Origin of the sequence: Massilia brevitalea (assembly GCF_030711405.1) — a bacterium.
In the GTDB taxonomy this organism is placed as follows: Bacteria; Pseudomonadota; Gammaproteobacteria; order Burkholderiales; family Burkholderiaceae_D; genus Telluria; species Telluria brevitalea.
In genome coordinates this window covers 117,933-137,948 of sequence record NZ_JAULSI010000008.1, presented here as the reverse complement: position 1 = coordinate 137,948, position 20,016 = coordinate 117,933, and the positions used below count along the sequence as shown (strand labels likewise).

Sequence of the window (20,016 nt, the reverse complement as noted above, 5' to 3'; positions counted from 1 at the left end):
ATCTGGCACGAAGCATAAGATATTCCCCAGGGAATGCCCAGTTTTATTACGTATGCATGCCGGCCACGGGGCCGCGGCGCGAGCGGAAAGGGCGGCCGGTGCTCAGGAGGGCTCGGCCAGCGGCAGGCTGATGCGGTTGCGTCCAAGGTGCTTGGCGCGGTAGAGGGCGGCGTCGGCAATGGCCACCAGCTGGCTGGCGTCGTTGTCGGCGCCGGCAATCGCGGTGGCGGCGCCGATCGACACCGTCACATGCTGCAGCAGCGTTGGAGCGGCCGGGCCGTACAGGGGCACCCGCAGCTGCTCGACGCGGCGCCGGATGCGCTCGGCGACGATGGCCGCCCCCTTCAGCGACTGGTTCGGCAAAATGACGGCGAATTCCTCGCCGCCATAGCGCGCTACCAGGTCGTTGGCGCGCATTTCGCTGGCGACCGCGGTGGCGATGCGCTTCAGGCATTCGTCGCCGCCGAGGTGGCCATGGGCATCGTTGTAGGCTTTGAAATTGTCGACGTCGACCATCAGCAGCGACAACGGCTGCTGCTGGCGCAGGGCGCGCTGCCATTCGGCGTTCAGGGTGTCGTCGAAACAGCGCCGGTTCGCCAGCCCGGTCAGGCCGTCGCGCGTCGCCAGCTTTTCCAGCGCCATCTGCGCCATCTTTTCGTCGGTCAGGTCGCGCAGCGATTCGACCACCGCTGTCACCTGGCCGTGCTGGTCGAAGATCGGACTGGCGTCGACGGCAAGGTAGCGGCGCTTGCCGGCGCGCGGCATGTCGCACCAGGTTTCCACCGACAGGTGCGCGCTCGCGGCCTGCATCAGCGGCTGACCAAGTGGCTGCGGCTTGCCGTGGCGCGGGTAGATGTGGCGGACTTCGTCGGTGCGGTTCTGCAGCACCAGGTCGGCCAGGGTGGGGCGGGGATGGTCGTAGAAACTGTGCCAGTGCTTGTTGGTGCCGACGATCTCGTCCGCCGGCACACCGGTCAGGCGCTCGCAGGCGCGGTTCCAGATCAGGACATGGGCGCTGCTGTCGAGGACAAAGACGGGAATCGCCAGGGTTTCCATCAACTGGTGGGCGAAACCGAGGTCCTTGCCATGGGCAACGATGCCGGGCGTGGCATCGAGCGAGCGCTGCATGTGTGTGCTGGTCATGAGACGGCCTTATCCAAGTTCCGTTGAGCAATCTATTGATCGCTGACAAGGACCGATTCTGCTACCTCAGGCTTTTCCAGCTATTGACTTGCAGCAATATTCACAGGCTTGACTTCTCAGCCTTGGGCTACCCCATGCATGGTGGATACCACGACTGCCAGCCGCTTGCCACCACCCGGCAGGGCTTCGGCGTGCAGGGCGCCGCCGGCAGCCCCGACCCGTTCGCGCAGGGCCGCCACGGCGCCGGCGCAGCTGCCGTCGGCATCGCCATCGTCCTCGATGCTCAGGGACAGGCGGGTGTGGCTGCGGCTCAGCTGCACGCGGATGCAGGTTGCGCGCGCGCTGCGGGCGATCTGCGCCAGGGTTTCCTGCAGCGCGCGGTAGAGCAGGGCGTCGGCATCGGTGCCGGCGCCGTCGTTGCCGGCGCCGGTGTCGGCATCGAAGTGGTGGGCGATGCCGTTGAGCCGGGTAAATTCGTCCAGCTGGCGCGCCATCGCGTCGCCCAGGCGTTCGCCGGCGGCCAGCGGACGCAGCTCGCCGGCCAGCACGCGCAGCGCGCGCAACGCCAGGTCGAGCGTGCCGATCATGGCGCCTGTCTTGTGGTGGGTGGCCGGATGGATGCCGGCGCTTGCCATTTGCAGCAACGACATTTCGCCGCGCAGGGCGACGAGGACCTGGCCAAGCTCGTCGTCGATGTCGCGGGCGATGCGCTTGCGCTCGCCTTCGCGCACGCTTTCCTGCTGGCGCACGACGCGGGTCAGCACGGTTTGCGTATCGGCCAGCGTGCCCTCTGCCACCTGGCGTGCCTTTTGTTCGAGGCAGAGGCGGGCGCTCAGTTCGCGTGCGCGGTCGTCGAGGTCGATGCCGCGGCGCAGCAGCAGGCACAGGGCCCCGGCTGCGCCCAGCAGCCAGATCAGCGCAGTCAGGGCCGAGGAAGGGAAAGCACTGCCAGGCAGGCTGGCGGCAAGCGCGCAGGCGCCCAGCAGCATCAGGCCCGGGACGACATCGGCTGTACGAACTAAGGCTAATTTCATGACGATCCTTCCGACGGGTTATCAGAACTTTCCGGCACACAAGTTACCGCTTGTCGTAGGGGCTGGTGTTGTTGGTGCGCAAAGCGCGTGCCGTATGGCAATAACCACAGCGGCGAGGGCGGATGGCCGGGGGGGGCGGCAAAGGGGGCGGTGCGCGGTTATAATGGCCGGTTGACGAGAGGCTTAACGTGACTTACAGCATCAAAGAGATTTTCTACACCTTGCAGGGCGAAGGCGCCCATGCCGGCCGGCCGGCGGTGTTCTGCCGCTTCTCCGGCTGCAACCTGTGGACCGGGCGCGAGGCCGACCGGGCCACGTCGGTCTGCCAGTTCTGCGACACCGACTTCGTCGGCACCGACGGCGAGCGCGGCGGCAAGTTCCGCGATGCGGCCAGCCTGGCGGCCGAGATCGACAGCCTGTGGCCGGCGACTTACGCCCCCAGCAAATACGTGGTCTTTACCGGCGGCGAGCCGCTGCTGCAGCTGGACACGGCCCTGATCGAGGCCATGCATGCGCACGGCTTCACGATCGCGATCGAGACCAACGGCACGCTGCCGGTCCCGAGCGGCGTGGACTGGGTCTGCGTCAGCCCGAAGATGGGCTCGACGCTGGTGGTCGAGAAGGGCAACGAGATCAAGGTCGTGATCCCGCAGGCGAACCAGGACCTGGCGGCCTACGAGCACCTCGATTTCGAGAATTTCTTCGTGCAGCCGATGGATGGTCTGCTGGCCGCCCAGAACACCCGCCTGGCCATCGAAACCTGCCGCCGCAACCCGAAATGGAAGCTCAGCCTCCAGACCCATAAACTTTTGCAAATTCCCTGACTGGACAACACGCTGATGCTGACCATTACCCGCAAGCTCGAATTCGATGCCGGCCACCGGATTCCCGACCACAAAAGCCAGTGCCGCAACCTGCACGGGCACCGCTATACCCTGGAAATCACGCTGATCGGCGAAGTCATCCAGGCTGAAGGCAATTCCGACAACGGCATGATCATGGATTTCTCGGACATCAAGGCGCTCGCCAAGGAGCACCTGGTCGATGTCTGGGACCATGCCTTCCTGGTGTACGAAAAGGACGACAAGGTGCGCGAGTTCCTGTCCAGCCTGCCCGGCCACAAGACCGTGGTCATCGACCGGATCCCGACCGTGGAAAACCTGGCGCATGTCGCCTTTGGCATCCTGAAGGCGGCGTATACCGACCGCTTCGGCACCGGCCTGCGCCTGCACAAGCTGGTGCTGCACGAAACCCCGAACTGCTGGGCCGAGATCACCGATGCCTGATGTTGCACAATCCGCGGCACAAGCTGCGGAACCGCAAGCGGACACCCGCGACCAGGGCTTCATGCGCCTCGCCCTGCAACAGGCCGAACGCGCCCGCCTGGAGGGTGAAGTGCCGGTCGGCGCCGTGGTGGTGAAGGATGGCGAAGTGGTGGCGGTCGGCTACAACCAGCCGATCGGGCGCCACGACCCCACCGCCCACGCCGAGGTGAGCGCGCTGCGCGCCGCCGCCGAAAAGCTCGGCAACTACCGGCTGCCGGGCTGCGAACTGTACGTCACCCTCGAACCCTGCGCCATGTGCTCGGGCGCGATGATGCATGCGCGCCTGGCGCGCGTGGTGTACGGCGCCAGCGACCCGAAGACCGGCGTCTGCGGCTCGGTGCTCGATCTGTTTTCGCACGACGTGCTGAACCACCACACCGACGTGGTCGGCGGCGTGCTGGCCGACGAAGCCAGCACGATGCTGAAACGCTTTTTTGCCGAACGCCGCGCTGCTGCGCGCAAAACTGTCGGCCAGGCGCAACTCTAAGTTGCTACCTGGCGCAGCGTGCGCCGTCATGCCCCCCGCAGCGCCGGCGCACGCTTGCCCCTGAGCGCCGCCGCCGTGCTGAAAATGCTATGCTGGTTTTCGCGCTGCCGACAGGCAGTTCAGGAGACCAGCCGTGTTTTGCCCGAGCCCATGTAACCCCAGCACCAGCCGGCAGCCCAGCATGCCGGCCGCACCGCCATGCCGACACTGAGCGCCAACGGCATCCGCATCGCCTTCGACACCGCCGGGGACGCCAAGTCCACGCCGGTGCTGCTGATCCACGGCCTGGGCATGCAGCTCACCAACTGGCCCGACGAATTCGTCGACGGCCTGGTGGAGCTGGGTTTCTACGTCATCCGCTTCGACCACCGCGACTGCGGCCTGTCCACCAAGTTCGACGCGGCCGGCAAACCCAGCCTGGTATGGAGCGGGATCAAACTCGCCCTGGCGGCCCGGCTGAAGCTGCCTTTCAAGCCACCGTATGGCCTGGAAGACATGGCCAACGACGCCCTCGGCGTCCTCAGCGCGCTCGGGATTGCGCGCGCCCACGTGGTCGGCGTCTCGATGGGCGGGATGATCGGCCAGATCCTGGCGGCGCGCCATCCGCAACGGGTGCTCAGCCTCACTTCCATCATGTCGAGCAGCGGCAGGCGCGGCTTGCCCGGCCCCACAGCCTCGGCGCGCCACGCGCTGCTGCGCGCCCCGGCGGACCCGAAGGACGTCGATTCCATCCTCGACCAGGCAGTGGCCGTGCAGCAGGCAATCGGCAGCCCGGCCTATCCGACGCCGGAAAAGCAGCTGCGCCGGCGCGCCGCGCGCGCGCTGCGGCGCAGTTACTGTCCGGCCGGCGTCACGCGCCAGATGCTGGCGATTGCCGGCGCCGCCGACCGCAGCGCGCTGCTGCAGTCGATCAGCGTGCCGACCCTGGTGATCCACGGCGCGCGCGACCCGCTGGTGCCGCTGGCCTGCGGCGAAGACGTCGCGGCCCAGGTGCCGGGTGCGCGCCTGGAAGTCATCGAAGGCATGGGCCACGACCTGCCTTCCCAGCTGAACGAGCGGATGCTTGCCTTGATCGACGCCCATGCGCGCGGTAAGATGGCTTTCGACTCAACACCGCGCCTCTTCGTCAAACAGTGATCACTTCCCAACTCGGCGTCGCGATCGTCGCGCCCGCCGGCCATACGCACGACCTCGATTCCATCGCCCGCGGCATCGCCCGTCTCGAAGCACGCGGCTGCCTGGTCCACAATTACTACGATCCCGACGCCGTGCATCTGCGCTTCGGCGGCACCGACGCCGCCCGCCTGGCCCAGCTGTATGCGGCGGCCGACGATCCGGACGTGCAAGTGGTCATGGCGCTGCGCGGCGGCTACGGCCTGACGCGCCTGCTGCCCGACATCGACTTCGGGCGCCTGGCCGCCAGCGGCAAGCTGTTCGTCGGCTTTTCCGACATCACGGCCCTGCACATGGGCCTGTATGCGAAGACCGGGGCGCTCAGCTATGCCGGGCCGATGCTGGCGGGCGACTTCGGCGCGCCCGAGCCGGTCGCTTTCACGCTGGAGCAGTTCTGGTCCTGCCTGGCGGGGCCTACGCACACGATCCGCGAGCAGGCCGGCGGCAATCCGGCCGTGGATGTGGCCGGCACCATCTGGGGTGGCAACCTGGCGATGCTGGTGTCGCTGCTCGGCACCGCGTATTTCCCGTCCATCGAGGGCGGCATCCTCTACGTCGAAGACGTGAGCGAGCATCCGTTCCGGGTCGAGCGCATGCTGCTGCAACTGATGCAGTCCGGGGTGCTGGCGCGCCAGCAGGCGCTGGTGCTGGGTGACTTTTCCGGCTACAGGCTGGGGCCGATGGACAACGGCTACGATTTCGACACCATGCTGGCCCACCTGCGCGCCACGCTGCCGCTGCCGGTGCTGACCGGCCTGCGCTTCGGCCATGGCCCATGCCGGGTAACGATTCCTTTCGGCGCCCAGGCACGCCTGGTGTCGGATGCCGAAGGTTTCAGCATCAGGCTGTCGGATTACCCGACCATCCGCTGCGCCTGAACCCCCGGCGCCGGCTTGCCCCAGTGCGCATTCAGCCAGGCGCGCGCCGGCTTTTCGACGAGGTAGTGGGCGAGCGCCCCGACCACCAGCGACAGGCCCAGGCCGAGGGCCGGATGCATGCCCTCGTGCCGCACCAGCTGGTAGAACGGCTGCTGCCACAGGTAGAGCGAGAACGACCAGACACCGAGCTGGCGCAGCGGGGCGAACTCGAACATCCGGATCACGGCCTGCGGCGCATGCTGGAGCCGTTTCATCGCCAGCGCAAAGGCGCCACACCCCAGCAGCAAACGCAGCGGCGCCGGCGCCGACCACCAGTGCGCCGCGATACCGACCACCAGCAGGACCGGCACCGCTACCCGGTCCCAGCGCGAAGAACGCTCGCCCAGGCCGGCCAGGAACACCAGGCTTGAGGCAAAGATGCCAAACGCCGAGACCTCGGAATGCAGCCACAGGCGCGAGAGCGCGGCGCCGCTGTGGGTCCACGCATACAGCAGGGCGACCAGGCTGATGGCGGCCGTGGCGGCGCCCACCGCGCGCACGCTGCGGCGGTGGCTGGCACGGGTCAGCACGGCCAGCAGCGACAGCAGCACGTAGGCGTGTTCCTCGACGCTGAGCGACCAGATATGCCCGACCGGCATGCGCCAGGGTCCATCCGGCACGATGTAGTTATTCGTGAAGGTGGCGGCGCTGAGCAGCTCGAGCATGCTCAGCTCGCGCCCTGCGACCACGAAAGCCAGCGTGGTCACGGCCAGGAACACGTATACCGAGGGAAAGATGCGCGCAACGCGGCGCCGGTAGAACAGTCCCAGCGGCTGCTTCTGGACGAACAGGATGCGCGTCATCAGCAAACCCGAGAGGACAAAAAACAGGTTCACGCCCAGGGTCCCGAAGTTGATGCCGGGGACAGGATAGAAGTGACCGAGGAGCAGGGCGGCGATGGCGGCGCCGCGCCAGCCATCCAGGCAGGCGATGTGCTTGGGGTCGGACATGGGGTTTTCTTGTCATTAGGAAAACCTGGAATGTACGGACAAGTTTTATTTATGGCAATTCATTTTGCATAAAATTGCATAAACAACACAATGCTGCGAGCTGGGCGCGCTGGCGCTGCAGGTCTCCCGGACTGGCGACCGGCCCGGCACTGGCAGGCATCATGTATCGGAACGACATTCCTAGGCTCGCCGCTGGTGAAAATGGTAAAATCGACGGTTAATTGCAAAGTTCGTTCAAACCCCGAGTGAACTTCGCGCAAACCCTGCTTTAAAGGTTACCCCAGTGCTCAGTACAGCCAATATCACCATGCAGTTCGGCGCCAAGCCGTTGTTCGAGAACATCTCCGTCAAATTCGGCGACGGCAACCGCTATGGCCTGATCGGCGCCAACGGTTGCGGCAAGTCGACCTTCATGAAGATCCTGGGCGGCGACCTCGATCCGTCGGCCGGCAACGTCAGCCTCGATCCGGGCGAGCGCCTGGGTAAACTGCGCCAGGACCAGTTTGCCTACGAAGACGTGCGCGTGCTCGACGTCGTCATGATGGGCCACACCGAGCTGTGGAACGCCATCGCCGAGCGCGACGCCATCTACGCCAATCCGGAAGCCACCGACGACGACTACATGAAAGCGGCCGAGCTCGAAGGCAAGGTCGCCGAATACGACGGTTACTCGGCCGAAGCGCGTGCCGGCGAGCTGCTGCTGGGCCTGGAAATCGCCAGCGAGCTGCACCAGGGCCCGATGAGCGCCGTTGCGCCGGGCTGGAAGCTGCGCGTGCTGCTGGCCCAGGCCCTGTTCTCGAACCCTGACATCCTGCTGCTCGACGAACCGACGAATAACCTGGACATCAACACCATCCGCTGGCTGGAAGACGTGCTGAACCAGCGCAATTCGACGATGATCATCATTTCCCACGATCGTCACTTCCTGAACCAGGTCTGCACCCACATCGCCGACATGGACTACGGCACCCTGAAGGTGTATCCGGGTTCCTATGACGACTACATGCTGGCCTCGACCCAGGCGCGCAACCAGCAACTGGCCAACAACGCCAAGGCCAAGGAAAAGGTCGCCGAGCTGCAGGACTTCGTGCGCCGCTTCTCGGCCAACAAGTCGAAAGCCCGCCAGGCTACCTCGCGCGCCAAGATGATCGACAAGATCAAGATCGAGGAATTCAAGCCGTCCTCGCGCGCCTATCCGTTCGTGCGCTTCGAAGGCGAGAAGAAGCTGCACCGCCTGGCCGTGGAGACCGAAGGTCTGACCAAGGCCTACGACCGCACGCTGTTCAAGAATTTCTCGATCATGGTCGAAGCGGGCGAGCGCATCGCCATCATCGGCGCCAACGGTGCGGGCAAGACCACGCTGCTGCGCTGCATCGGTGGCCAGGACATCACGGGCCTGAACGCCGATCATGGCCGCGTGAAGTGGGCCGAGAACGCGAATGTCGGCTACATGCCGCAGGATCCGACCGAGGAATTCCCGAAAGACGACATTCTGACCGACTGGATGGGCCGCTGGACCAAAGAGGGCGACGACGACCTCGCCGTGCGCTCGATCCTGGGCCGCCTGTTGTTCGGCGGCGACGAAGTCAAGAAATCGGTACGGGTCCTGTCCGGTGGCGAAAAGGGCCGCATGATGTACGGTAAGCTGATGCTGGGCCGTCACAACGTGATGCTGCTCGACGAGCCGACCAACCACATGGACATGGAATCGATCGAGTCGCTGAACATCGCGCTCGATAAATACGAAGGCACGCTGATCTTCGTCTCGCACGACCGCGAATTCGTGTCCTCGCTGGCCACGCGCGTGCTCGAAGTGAAGGAAAACGAAGTCGTCGACTTCCGCGGCACCTACGAAGAGTACCTGACGAGCCAGGGCATCGATTAATGTTGGGTGGGTCGGTCCGCGTACGGCTCGAACCCACCGCTCCGACCGGCGCCGCACAATCCGGCGCCGTTTTTGTATTCATTGACGAATCTGCTGCGATGAACATCCCCATCAAAACCTTCGAATACGACCACCCGCAAGACGGCGCCGCCTGCACCGCGCACGCCTGGGCCAAGATCCCCGCCATGCCGACGCCTGAAGAAAAGGCGGAACTGAAAGACCGCATCCGGCGCCTGCTGAAGGAAAAGCAGGCGGTCTTGGTCGCCCACTACTACGTCGACCCCGAGCTGCAAGACCTGGCCGAGGAAACCGGCGGCTGCGTCTCCGACTCGCTGGAAATGGCGCGCTTCGGCCGCGACCATCCGGCCAAGACCCTGGTGGTGGCCGGCGTGCGCTTCATGGGCGAGACCGCGAAAATCCTCAGCCCCGAAAAAACCATCCTGATGCCGGACCTGGAAGCGACTTGCTCGCTCGACCTGGGCTGCCCGGCCGACGAATTTGCCGCCTTCTGCGACCAGCATCCTGACCGCACCGTGGTCGTGTACGCGAATACCAGCGCGGCAGTCAAGGCACGCGCCGACTGGATGGTGACCTCGTCGATCGGCCTGGACATCGTCAGGCACCTGCACGAGCAGGGCAAGAAAATCCTGTGGGCGCCCGACCGCCACCTGGGCTCCTGGATCCAGAAACAGACCGGCGCCGACATGCTGCTGTGGCAGGGCTCCTGCCTGGTGCACGACGAATTCAAGGGCATCGAACTCGATCTGCTGAAGATCGAGCACCCCCATGCCAAAGTGCTGGTGCACCCGGAGTCGCCCGCCAACGTGGTGGCCCAGGCCGACGTGGTCGGCTCGACCACCCAGCTGATCAACGCTGCCGTGACCATGGAGGCGACCACCTTCATCGTCGCCACCGACAACGGCATCCTGCACAAGATGCGCATGGCCGCGCCGGGCAAACGCTTCATCGAGGCCCCGACCGCCGGCAACAGCGCCACCTGCAAGAGCTGCGCGCACTGCCCGTGGATGGCGATGAACGGCCTGAAGAACCTGGCCGACGTGCTCGAATCCGGCGCCAACGAAGTCTTCGTCGATCCGGACATCGGCCGCGAAGCCGTGCGCGCCATCGACCGCATGCTCGATTTCGCCGCCGCCAAGAAAGCCAAGGCGCTGCCGGTCGGCGCGCTCGAACAGAACACGACTCTTTTCTCGGGAGTGGGACCCGCATGACCACCTTACGTAATCCGCACGCCGCCTTCGACGACAAGCTGCAGGCCGCCTTCGAACAGAACATCCTGGCCGCGCTGCTGGAAGACGTGGGCACGGGCGACCTGACCGGCATGCTGGTGCCGCTTGAACCGCGTGTACAGGCCCGCGTGATCGTGCGCGAAGCGGCCGTGCTGTGCGGCGCGCCCTGGTTCGAAGGCGTGATGCTGGCCATCGACCAGGATACCGACATCGCCTGGCAGTACGCCGAGGGCGACATGATGGCGGCCGACTCGGTCGTCTGCACGATCGAGGCCTCGCCGCGTTCGCTGCTGACGGCCGAACGCGCGGCCCTGAACTTCATGCAGCTGCTGTCCGGCGTGGCGACGGCTACCCGCACCTACGTCGACGTGGTCGCCGGCACGAACGCCGCCATCCTCGACACCCGCAAGACCCTGCCTGGCCTGCGCCAGGCGCAGAAGTACGCGGTGCGCGTGGGCGGCGGCCAGAACCAGCGCATGGCGCTGTACGACGGCATCCTGATCAAGGAAAACCACATCGCCGCGGCCGGCGGCGTGACCCGCGCGCTGGACAACGCGGCGGCCCTGAACGCCGGCGTCACCGTGCAGATCGAAGTCGAGACCATCGCCCAGCTCGAAGAAGCGCTGGCCGCCGGCGTGACCTCGGTCCTGCTCGACAACTTCGACCTGGCCATGATGCGTGAAGCGGTGAAGGTGAACGCCGGCCGCGCCTTGCTCGAAGCCTCGGGCGGCATCAACATGGGGACCGTGCGCGCCATCGCCGAAACCGGCGTCGACCGCATCTCGATCGGCAGCCTGACGAAGGATATCCGCGCCACGGATTATTCGCTGCGCATCGTCGGGTGATCGCGGTACCGCGTGGGTGACGGCGCATTGTCACTCATGCGTGCGCTCACTGGGTTTGGTAGGGCGGGCTCTCGAGCCCACGCGGTCGTACCGTCGCGTCATGCACAATAACCGTAGACCGCGCGGGCTGCGGACCATGGCCATACGTCGCGCGGTCATTATCGATGCACCGCGTGGGCACAAGTGCCCACCCTACGAACCTCACCCCAGCAGCCGCGCCACCTGCGGCAATAACTGCTCCGCCGAATCCTCGATCTTCATCGAGATCAGGTCATCCGCACGCGTGCGCCCCAGGTTCACGGCGGCGATCGGCTTGCCTGCTGCCGCCGCCATGCGGCAAAAGCGAAAGCCCGAAAACACCATCAGCGACGAGCCCACCACCAGCAAGGCGTCGGCCGCCTCCATCAGCGCCAGCGCATGCGCCGTGCGCGCAGGCGGCACGTTATCCCCAAAAAAGACCACGTCCGGCATCAGCGTGCCGCCGCAGTGCGGGCACACGGGCAGGGTAAAGTCGCCGAGGGATTCCGGCTCGATCTGGGCGTCGCCATCCGGCAGCGGCACGGCCATGGCTCCGAGCAGGTGCGGGTTCGCCGCTTCCAGCAAGTCCTGCACCAGCGCGCGCGGCGTCAAGGTGCGGCAATCGAGGCAGACCACGGTGTGGATGTTCCCGTGCAGTTCCAGCACGGCGCGGCTGCCGGCCTGCTGGTGCAGGCCGTCGACGTTCTGGGTCAGCACCGGGCCGATGCGGCCCGCGTATTCCAGCGCAGCCAGCGCCGCATGGCCCGCGTTCGGCCGCGCCTGCGCCAGCGTCGGCCAGCCGACCATGCTGCGCGCCCAGTAGCGGCGCTGCACGGACGCCAGCTTGCGAAATTCCGGACCCTGGATCGGCTGGCGCCCGCGGCGTACGCCATCGCGGTCGCGGTAGTCGGGAATGCCCGAGGCGGTGGACAGGCCGGCGCCGGTCAGGACCAGGGTATTCGGATGGCGCGCCAGGAACGCGGCCAGCATTTCCGCAAACACCCCGGCCCGCTCGGTGATCGTAAATCCTTCAGACATGGTGCTGCCTCCTCCTGTCCGCCGATCCTAGCACTCCCGCATCAGCCCTGGCGCGCAGACACGGCGATACCGCCCACGATGAGCAGGAAGGCCAGCGCATGGTAGAGGTGCGGCGCCTCGCCCAGAAAGGCGGACGACAATAATGCCGTGAACAGCGGCGTCAGGTTGATGAAGAAGGCGCCCAGCGCCGGCCCGGCGCGCTGCACACCCGCGCCCCAGCAGCGCATGGCGATGATGGCTGGGCCGATCGCCACGTACAGCAGGGCCGCCGCCACCGGCCAGCTCCAGGCGACGTCGACACCCTTGACTGCCCACTCGGCGCCGGAGAACGCGCCCGACCACAGCACCCCATACACCACCTGCATCAGGAGGAAGGCGGCCCAGTCGGACCGGATGCCGGGCACGTCGCGCTGCTGCATCAGCAGCCAGCTGTAGAAGGACCAGGCGATGGTCGCCAGGATCATGTACAAATCGCCGCTCACCAGTCGCAGCGCCGCCAGCTGCGCCACGTCGCCGCGGCACAGCACCACCAGCACGCCGGCGATGGACAGCACCGCGCCGCCCACCTGGCGCGGCTTGACCGGTATCTTGAAGAACAGGCGCCCGACCAGCAGCATCCACACCGGCAGGCCCGATGCCACCAGGGTCACGTTGATCGGCGTCGAGCTTTGCAGGGCGAGGTATTGCAGCGAGTTGTAGAGACCGATGCCGAACAGGCCGAGCAGGGCGTAGCGGCGCCAGTTGACCAGCAGGCCGCTACCGTGCCTGAACGCCGCGCGCCCGAGCGGCAGCAGCACCAGCAGCGCGATCGACCAGCGCAGCAGGTTCAGGGTCATCGGCGGCACGGCGTCGCGCACCAGGCGGCCGACGATGGCGTTGCCGGCCCAGAGCACCGGCGGCACGGTCAGCAGCAGGGCAGTGGAGACGGTGAGCTTGCGGTTCATGGGTTCCCGGACGCTTGGCCCAGACTCAGCGCCTGAGCGGCGTGAGTACGCTCGGCAGGGCTTTCGGCAGGGTGTCGGGATAATCGCGCGAGTAGTGCAGGCCGCGGCTTTCGCGGCGCGACAGCGCGCTGTTGACGATCAGCGAGGCGACGTCGACCAGGTTGCGCAGTTCCAGCAAGTCGTGCGTGATGCGGAAGTTGCGGTAGTACTCGTCGATCTCTTCCTTGAGCAGGGCGATGCGGTGCTGCGCGCGTTCCAGGCGCTTGGTGGTGCGCACGATGCCGACGTAGTTCCACATGAAGCGGCGCAGCTCGTCCCAGTTATGCGCGATGACGACTTCCTCGTCGGCGTTGGTGACGCGGCTTTCGTCCCACGGCGGCAAGACCGGGCTTTCCACACGCGGGGCGGCGGCGATCTGGCTGGCGCAGGCGCGGCCCACGACCACGCATTCGAGCAGGGAATTGCTGGCCAGCCGGTTCGCGCCGTGCAGGCCGGTGCAGGCAGTCTCGCCGACCGCGTACAGGCCGGGAATATCGGTGCGGCCGGCCAGGTCGGTCACCACGCCGCCGCAGGTGAAGTGCACGGCCGGCACCACGGGAATCGGCTCCTTCGTGATGTCGATGCCTAATTCTAAGCAGCGCGCATGGATGGTCGGGAAGTGCTCCTGCAGGAATTCAGGGCTCTGGTGACTGATGTCGAGGTGGACGTAGTCCAGGCCACGCTTCTTCATCTCGAAGTCGATGGCGCGCGCCACCACGTCGCGCGGCGCCAGTTCGCCGCGATCGTCGTGGGCCGGCATGAAGCGCGTGCCGGCCGCCACGCCCGCTTCCGGCGGCAGTTTCAGTAATCCGCCTTCGCCGCGGATCGCCTCGGTGATGAGGAAGGATTTCGCATACGGGTGATACAAACAGGTCGGGTGGAACTGGATGAATTCCATGTTCGACACGCGGCAGCCGGCGCGCCAGGCCATGGCGATGCCGTCGCCGGTGGCGGTGTCCGGATTGGTGGTGTACAGGTAGACCTTGCCGGCGCCGCCGGTGGCCAGCACCGTGTGCTCGGCCTCGAAGGTCAGGACCTTGCCGCTCGATTCATCCTGCACGTACAGGCCGTGGCAGCGCGGCTGGCCGACCAGGCTAGGCGTGCCGCCGTGGACGCCTTTGCCGCTCAGCTTGTCGGAGGTGATGACGTCGATCGCGCAGTGGTGTTCGAACAGGGCGATGTTCGGGTGCGCGCGCACCTTCTGTTCGAGGGTCACCTGCACCGCATGGCCGGTGGCGTCGGCGGCGTGGATGATGCGGCGCTGGCTGTGGCCGCCCTCGCGCGTCAGGTGAAAACCCAGTTCGGCCGAGGGGTCGCGGGTAAAGGGCACGCCTTGCTCGATCAGCCATTCGATCGCTTCGCGCCCGTGTTCGACGATATAGCGGGTGGCCGCTTCGTCGCACAGATCGGCGCCGGCTACCAGGGTGTCGGCGATGTGCTGGTCGTGGCTGTCGCCGGAATCGAGGACGGCAGCGATGCCGCCTTGCGCCCAGTTGCTGGCGCCGTCGAGGAGCGCGCGTTTCGAGATGATCGCGACCTTGCGCGTTGCGGCAAGATGCAAAGCCACCGACAAGCCGGCCAGACCGCTGCCGACGATTGCGACGTCAAATTTCATGGCAAGTCTACTGTTTGGACAAGAGCGCCACTATAGACGATTTGTCACCCATCCGTCTTGCCCCCGCGGCGGCTGCGGCCTGCCGGATTACCACGAGGTCAGCCAGCTGGTGCTGGCCGCCGCCACCGCTTCACGCCAGTCGCTGCGGCTGAAGCCGACGTCGGCGCCGGCGATCTCGACCCGGCGGCAGTGCGCGCGGCGCCGTTCGAGCAGGCGCGCGGTGCGCTCGAAAGCCGGGTCGGCGCCCCCCAGCACCAGCAGGATGTGGCCGTCGTAGGCGTCGAAGGCGCTGGCCAGTTCGGGCGGCAGGGCCGGGGGCGCCGCGCCGCGCAGGGCCGGCAGCCGGCGCCGCAGCAGCTTTGGCGCCAGGCGCTGGATGTAGCGCAGGGCGCCGCCGCTTGCACCTGCGCCGTTGCCGGAGCTCGAAACGGATTCTGGCGGCGGCAGTTCGGGATTGAACAGCGCCAGGCCGGTGACGCGCGCGTCGCCCGAGGCATACAGCGCGGCCGCGCGTGTGGCGTCGCCGGCGGCGAGGATGACAGATTCTTTCATTTCGGGCACGTGGATGAAAAATTCTTTCATCGCGGCGGCCAGGTCGCTGCCGTCGGAACGCTCGCTCTCGCGGCCCTCGCTGTCGCCGGCGCCGCTGCGATCGAAACGCATCACGGCCACGCCGCGCCCGGCCAGCAATCTCGCCAGCAGGGTGAACTGGCGGTGGCTGCCGGTGCGGTACTGGCGGCTGTCGGCCAGCACCAGCAGGCCGCGCACCAGCGGCCGTTCGGGCACGTCGACGATGCCGATCAGGGCATTGAGGCCGGAAGCAAAGCGCAGGGCGCGCTGTTCGAGTTTCATGTCGATTCTCCCGCGAACAGGCTGGCGGTGGCGGCGCGCAGCTCGGGGCAATCGAGGTGGCCGGCGCCGCTCCAGTCGGGCGCGCCGTCGAGCTGGTAGTAATGCAGCTGGGCGCCGCCGGCGGCCCAGCGCCCCTGCATGCGCGCCGCGTTGGCGGCGGCGCGTGCCGGCGCCGATCCGGCGTAGGCCAGCCAGTGGATGTCGCAGGGCGGCAGGGTCAATTGGGCGGCGTCGCAGGCGTCGATGGCTTTCACCAGCGGCACCGCCACCTCGAAGCCGGCCACCTCGATGGCGCCGTGCACCGCCAGCTGGGCGCGCAGGGCCGAGGTGCTGCGCGGAGCGCCGGGCGCCGGGTCCTGCAATTGCTCGGACAGGCGCAGGAAACCGTTGATGCAGGCGCGCCCGCTCATCCAGGGCTGCCACAGCAGCAGGCGGCGCGGCCTGACCTGCGCCGCCACGTCCAGGGCCAGCAGGCCGCCCAGGCGCAGGCCCCACAAGGTGAGCGGTCCGGTATCGCGCTCGGCCAGCCAGTTCGCTGCCAGCACCAGGTCGTCGCGCCACAGGTGCCAGCGCCCGGCGCTGAACTCGCCGCAGCTGTCGCCGCAGCCGAACAAGTCGATCTGCAGCACGGCGAAGCCGAGTTCGGCGAACGCGCGCGACTGCAGGGCCGCCATGCGCCGCGTGCGCGTCAGCTCGTCGGCGAAGGGATGGACGTAGAGGATCGCCCCGCGCGGCGCCACCTGGGGATTCGGCGCGTGATACAGGCTGAAGCGCGTGCCCGGTTCGGCATCGAAGAAGAAGGGCTCCACGCGCGGCGTGGTCAAGAGCGGAGCATTCATGGCTTGATTCTCCTGCACTGGCGCGGCGCGGCGCGTCGGTGACGTGCGTGTCGTAGCCGGGTGAACATGTCAGGAACATGCATTTATGTCATTTGACACGCGCTTTGGCGTGGCGTCTTGATGGCCGACAGCGCGACGGTTGCAATATCAATTGATACGGGTCAATGAACCCCGTGCAGATTTTCTCAATGATGAATCTTTATGCACAGCATCATTGGAGACGAGATGGCCCAATTGATCCATGAACTGGTCGAGCGCGTGGCGGCGCGCGCACCGTCCGCTACCGCCTTGCGTCACGGGGCGGCGCGCATCAGTTATGCCGGGCTGGCAGCGGCAGCGGCGGCGGTGGCTGGCGCCCTGGCCGGGGGCGGCGCCGGGCGCGACGAGCGGGTCGCACTGTGCCTGCCGGCCTGTCCCGAAAGCGTGGCCGGCATGCTGGGCGCCTCGGCCGCGGCCTGCGCTGTTGTTCCGCTCGATCCGGCGCTCGACCCGCTGCGCCTGCTTGCGCAGCTACGCCACAGCGGCGCGCGCGTGCTGGTGACCGGCGCGGCGCAAGCGGCGGGGCTGGCCGGCTTGCTGGCCGATTGCCCGGCGCTGCGCCAGGTGGTGGTCCTGCACGGCGGTACGCGCCGCCTGGACCAGCGCGGCGCGGGCCCGCGCGCCCTGGTCTGGGACGACTGGCTGGCCGGCGCCGGCAGGTCAGGAGGGACGACCGCGGCGCCCGGCATGCCGGCCCTGGGCGCCTTGCTGTACCATCCAGACAGCAGCGAACCGCTGGCCAGTGCCCATTCGCCGCGCAACCTGGTGGCCGGCGCCGCCTCCACCGCGCGCTGCCTGGGCATGAGCGCGGGCGACCGCATTCTGGCGGCGCTGCCCCTGCATACCGATTACGGCCTGAACGCGCTGCTGGCCACCCTGGCCGCCGGCGCCACGGCGCTGCTTGACGCTTCTGCCCACACCGACGCCGATCCCGCCAGCCTCGCAGCGGCGCTGGAACGCGGCGATGCGACCGGCCTCTCTGCCTCCCCATCTACCTTGGAAGCACTGGCGCAGATGCGCTTCGGCCGCGCCGCCGACTGCCTGCGCTACCTGGCCTGCGCCGGCGGCAGCCCGGGCCATGCGGCCATCGAGGCGCTGCGCCGCGCCTTGCCGCGCACCCGCATCCACCTGATGTACGACATCGGCGCCGCCTGCCGCTCGACCAGCCTGATGCCGGCGCTGTTAGCGGAGCGTCCCGGCTCGATCGGGCGCGCGCTGCCGTATTCCGACTGGCTGGTGCTGCGCGCCGACGGCCGCGAATGCGCGCCCGGCGAAGCGGGCGAACTGGTGCAGCGCGGGCCGCAGGTCACGCTCGGCTACTGGAACGACCCGCAGCGCAGCAGCACTGAGTTCCGCCAGCTGCCGGCGCTGCCCGGCCTGGCGCTCGGCGAAAGCGGGCGCTGGCCGGGCGCGACCGCGCGCAAGGACATGGACGGCTACCTGTACCTGGTCGATGCGCGCAGCGAGACCATCACCACCGGCGGCTACCGCGTCAGCCCGCGCGAAGTCGAGAAGATCGTGGTCGGCACCGGCCTGGTGGCGGAAGCGGCGGCGGTCGGCGTCGCCCATCCGGTACTGGGCCAGGTGATCGCGGTGCTGGCCACGGCGCGCCCCGGCGCACGCCTCGATTCCAGCATCCTGTTCGGCGCCTGCCGCGAACGCCTGCCGCAGCACATGCTGCCGGCCATGGTCGACGTGCGCCGCAGCCCGCTGCCGCGCGCCCGCGACGGCCAGATCGACCGCGCGCTGCTGGCCGGCGAACTGGCGCCGCTGTTTGCCGAGGTCCTGTCATGAGCGGCCTGTGCGGATGGTTTTCGCGCGAACCGGGCGCGCTGCCGGTGCTCGACATGGCGGCGCCGCTGCGTGGCGTGGCGGGCGAACCGGTGCGCTGCGCCGCGCACGGACTGGGCGCCGTCGCCCTGGCCGGCGCCCCTGGCCTCTACCACGAGGACGACCTCCTGATCGCCTGCTGGGGCGAACGGCCCGACACCCTGGCCCGGCTCTGGCGCAGCCACGGCGCCAAGGCCTGCGCCGCGTTGTCGGGCCGCTTCGCCTTTGCGCTGCTCGACGAGCGCCGCGCCGAGGCCCTGCTGGCGGTCGACCGCTGCGCCAGCCGGCCGCTGTATTACCAGATGGTGGGCCGGACCCTGCTGTTCTCCAGCAGCGGCGAAGCGCTGGCGCGCCACCCCGGCGCCGGGCGCGATATCGATCCGCAAGCCATCTTCGACTATCTCTACCTGCAGGCACTGCCCGGTCCGCGCACCCTGCACAGCGGCCAGCGCCGCCTGGCGCCCGGCGAATGCCTGCACCTGCGCAGCGGCCGTGCCGAGCGCCTGCGCTACTGGCGCATGCGGTTCACCGAGCACGCGATCGACCCCAGGCCGCAGGCGGCGCTGCTCGATGCCCTGGCCTGCGCGGTCGAAGGCGAGGGAGCGCCACAAACGGCGGTACTGCTCGGCGGCGGGGCCGCCAGCGTGGCCCTGGCCGGCCTGCTGCAGCGCGCCGGCGGCGAGCCGGTCACCACGGTCGCGGTGGGCTTCGAGGGCGGTCCCGATACGCTCGAGGCAGCCCGCAGCGCCGCGCGGCGCCTGGGTAGCCGGCACCACGACATCGTCATCGGCCCGCGCGACGTGCTCGACGCCGTGCCGCTGCTGGCGGCCGCCTGCGACGCCCCTTGCGGCGATCCGGCGGCGGTGACCCTGCTGGCGGCGGCGCGCGCGGCGCGTGCCGAGGGCGCGCTGCGCCTGGCCGGTGCGCAGGGCGCGGCCCAGTTGTTCGGCTGCGGGCGCCGCCTGGGCCAGCTGGCACGCCCTGGCCGCTACGAACGCCTGCCGGGCGCGCTGCGCCAGCTGGCCATCGAGCCGCTGCTGTTCAACCTGGCCGCCCGCGTGCCGGGCGTGCTGGCGCGCCTGCGTGCGCGCATCGAGCTGTCGCTGGCGCCGCTGCCGGCGCGCCTGCGCCGCGCCAACGCGCTGTCCGGCGATGGCCTGGCGGCGATGTTCGAGCCGGCTTTCCTGGAACTGGTGGACGCGCAAGCCCCGGCCGCGCTGCAGGAAGCGCTATGGTGGGGCGCCCCGGCGCGCAGCGCGGCCAACCGGCAAGTCGAACTCGAACTCCAGCTCGACCTGCCGGGGCGGGTCTTGCCGGCCTTTGCCGGCGCCTGCGCCGCTGCCGGCATCGAGCCGCTGCATCCCTATCTCGACGACGCCGTGGTGGCGATGTCGGCGCGCCTGGCGCCGGCCGCCAAGAGCGGGCCCGGGCCGCGCCGCCTGTTCGGGCAAGCACTGCGCGAACTCGCGCCCGGCTGCGCCTGGCATCGTGCCGCGGCGCCGCTCCTGCCGCTAGGACGCTGGCTGCAGCTTGACGCCCGTCTGCGCGCCCTGGCCTGCGACAGCCTGAACGACCTGGCGCGGCGCCGCATCCTGCGCCGCGACTTCCTCGACCTGCTGCTGTCGCGCCGCCTGCCCGAAGATCCGGAACTGCATGCCCGCACCGTGTGGCAGTTGATGATGCTGGAGCAGTGGTTCGGGCGCCAGCGCCACGACGGCTGCGCCCACGGCACCCGCCAGGATGCGGTGGCGCCGCTGGTGCTGTCCTGAACCTGGCCTGAACCGCTGCTGAACCTG

At 68.2% G+C, this 20,016-nt stretch carries 18 protein-coding genes; 10 read left to right on the top strand and 8 right to left on the bottom strand.

From position 1 onward, the window contains the following. Nucleotides 1–102: 102 nt before the first annotated feature. Nucleotides 103–1,056, bottom strand: a complete 954-nt coding sequence (locus tag QWL29_RS07070; protein ID WP_370663673.1) for a sensor domain-containing diguanylate cyclase — start codon at nucleotides 1,054–1,056, stop codon at nucleotides 103–105. A gap of 203 nt (nucleotides 1,057–1,259) precedes the next feature. Further along, a complete protein-coding gene (locus QWL29_RS07065; RefSeq protein ID WP_305822178.1) occupies nucleotides 1,260–2,177 on the bottom strand; it encodes a sensor histidine kinase in 918 nt (305 codons plus the stop codon). Between the two features lie 188 nt (nucleotides 2,178–2,365). On the opposite strand from QWL29_RS07065, the gene queE reads away from it, so the two are divergent. The 5 genes from queE (at nucleotide 2,366) to ldcA (ending at nucleotide 6,040) form a co-directional block, all read left to right on the top strand. After that, nucleotides 2,366–3,001 carry a 7-carboxy-7-deazaguanine synthase gene (gene queE, locus QWL29_RS07060; RefSeq protein ID WP_305822177.1) on the top strand — a complete coding sequence of 212 codons (636 nt, stop codon included), beginning with the start codon at nucleotides 2,366–2,368 and terminating at the stop codon, nucleotides 2,999–3,001. A 15-nt stretch (nucleotides 3,002–3,016) separates the two neighbouring features. Continuing rightward, nucleotides 3,017–3,463 (top strand): 6-carboxytetrahydropterin synthase QueD, encoded by a 447-nt coding sequence (gene queD, locus QWL29_RS07055; RefSeq protein ID WP_305822176.1) that lies wholly within the window; start codon nucleotides 3,017–3,019, stop codon nucleotides 3,461–3,463. Beyond that, nucleotides 3,456–3,989 carry a tRNA adenosine(34) deaminase TadA gene (tadA, locus tag QWL29_RS07050; protein ID WP_305822175.1) on the top strand — a complete coding sequence of 178 codons (534 nt, stop codon included), beginning with the start codon at nucleotides 3,456–3,458 and terminating at the stop codon, nucleotides 3,987–3,989. Before queD ends, tadA begins: the two co-directional genes overlap by 8 nt. A 198-nt stretch (nucleotides 3,990–4,187) precedes the next feature. Beyond that, the gene (locus tag QWL29_RS07045; RefSeq protein WP_305822174.1) at nucleotides 4,188–5,126 is read left to right on the top strand and encodes an alpha/beta fold hydrolase; all 939 of its coding nucleotides are present in this window, start codon (nucleotides 4,188–4,190) and stop codon (nucleotides 5,124–5,126) included. Then, a complete protein-coding gene (gene ldcA / locus QWL29_RS07040) occupies nucleotides 5,123–6,040 on the top strand; it encodes a muramoyltetrapeptide carboxypeptidase (protein WP_305822173.1) in 918 nt (305 codons plus the stop codon). The genes QWL29_RS07045 and ldcA overlap by 4 nt, the downstream gene beginning before the upstream one ends. On the opposite strand, the gene QWL29_RS07035 is transcribed toward ldcA, so the two are convergent. Continuing rightward, complete coding sequence (locus tag QWL29_RS07035) at nucleotides 6,016–7,029, bottom strand: acyltransferase family protein (protein ID WP_305822172.1); 1,014 nt, start codon at nucleotides 7,027–7,029, stop codon at nucleotides 6,016–6,018. The genes ldcA and QWL29_RS07035 overlap by 25 nt on opposite strands. 283 nt (nucleotides 7,030–7,312) lie before the next feature. Between QWL29_RS07035 and QWL29_RS07030 the strand changes: the two genes are divergently transcribed. From QWL29_RS07030 to nadC, 3 genes are all read left to right on the top strand, one after another. Next, the gene (locus QWL29_RS07030; protein ID WP_305822171.1) at nucleotides 7,313–8,914 is read left to right on the top strand and encodes an ABC-F family ATPase; all 1,602 of its coding nucleotides are present in this window, start codon (nucleotides 7,313–7,315) and stop codon (nucleotides 8,912–8,914) included. Nucleotides 8,915–9,012: 98 nt separating this feature from the next. Then, complete coding sequence (gene nadA / locus QWL29_RS07025) at nucleotides 9,013–10,143, top strand: quinolinate synthase NadA (protein WP_305822170.1); 1,131 nt, start codon at nucleotides 9,013–9,015, stop codon at nucleotides 10,141–10,143. Further along, the gene (gene nadC, locus QWL29_RS07020; RefSeq protein WP_305822169.1) at nucleotides 10,140–11,006 is read left to right on the top strand and encodes a carboxylating nicotinate-nucleotide diphosphorylase; all 867 of its coding nucleotides are present in this window, start codon (nucleotides 10,140–10,142) and stop codon (nucleotides 11,004–11,006) included. Before nadA ends, nadC begins: the two co-directional genes overlap by 4 nt. A gap of 201 nt (nucleotides 11,007–11,207) precedes the next feature. On the opposite strand, the gene QWL29_RS07015 is transcribed toward nadC, so the two are convergent. The 5 genes from QWL29_RS07015 to QWL29_RS06995 all read right to left on the bottom strand — a co-directional run bounded on the left by QWL29_RS07015 (nucleotide 11,208) and on the right by QWL29_RS06995 (nucleotide 16,351). After that, nucleotides 11,208–12,062: an NAD-dependent protein deacetylase gene (locus tag QWL29_RS07015; RefSeq protein WP_305822168.1), complete on the bottom strand. Its 855-nt coding sequence runs from the start codon at nucleotides 12,060–12,062 to the stop codon at nucleotides 11,208–11,210. 41 nt (nucleotides 12,063–12,103) lie between these two features. Then, on the bottom strand, nucleotides 12,104–13,006 hold the full coding sequence (locus QWL29_RS07010; RefSeq protein WP_305822167.1) for a DMT family transporter: 903 nt from the start codon (nucleotides 13,004–13,006) through the stop codon (nucleotides 12,104–12,106). 25 nt (nucleotides 13,007–13,031) lie between these two features. Next, complete coding sequence (gene nadB / locus QWL29_RS07005) at nucleotides 13,032–14,660, bottom strand: L-aspartate oxidase (protein ID WP_305822166.1); 1,629 nt, start codon at nucleotides 14,658–14,660, stop codon at nucleotides 13,032–13,034. 87 nt (nucleotides 14,661–14,747) lie between these two features. After that, a complete protein-coding gene (locus tag QWL29_RS07000; RefSeq protein ID WP_305822165.1) occupies nucleotides 14,748–15,512 on the bottom strand; it encodes an alpha/beta hydrolase family protein in 765 nt (254 codons plus the stop codon). Next, nucleotides 15,509–16,351 (bottom strand): hydrolase 2, exosortase A system-associated, encoded by an 843-nt coding sequence (locus QWL29_RS06995; protein WP_305822164.1) that lies wholly within the window; start codon nucleotides 16,349–16,351, stop codon nucleotides 15,509–15,511. The genes QWL29_RS07000 and QWL29_RS06995 overlap by 4 nt, the downstream gene beginning before the upstream one ends. A 225-nt stretch (nucleotides 16,352–16,576) precedes the next feature. Between QWL29_RS06995 and QWL29_RS06990 the strand changes: the two genes are divergently transcribed. Both QWL29_RS06990 and QWL29_RS06985 read left to right on the top strand, forming a co-directional pair. After that, on the top strand, nucleotides 16,577–18,184 hold the full coding sequence (locus tag QWL29_RS06990; RefSeq protein ID WP_305822163.1) for an AMP-binding protein: 1,608 nt from the start codon (nucleotides 16,577–16,579) through the stop codon (nucleotides 18,182–18,184). Beyond that, nucleotides 18,181–19,989: an asparagine synthase-related protein gene (locus tag QWL29_RS06985; RefSeq protein WP_305822162.1), complete on the top strand. Its 1,809-nt coding sequence runs from the start codon at nucleotides 18,181–18,183 to the stop codon at nucleotides 19,987–19,989. Before QWL29_RS06990 ends, QWL29_RS06985 begins: the two co-directional genes overlap by 4 nt. Nucleotides 19,990–20,016 lie beyond the last annotated feature (27 nt).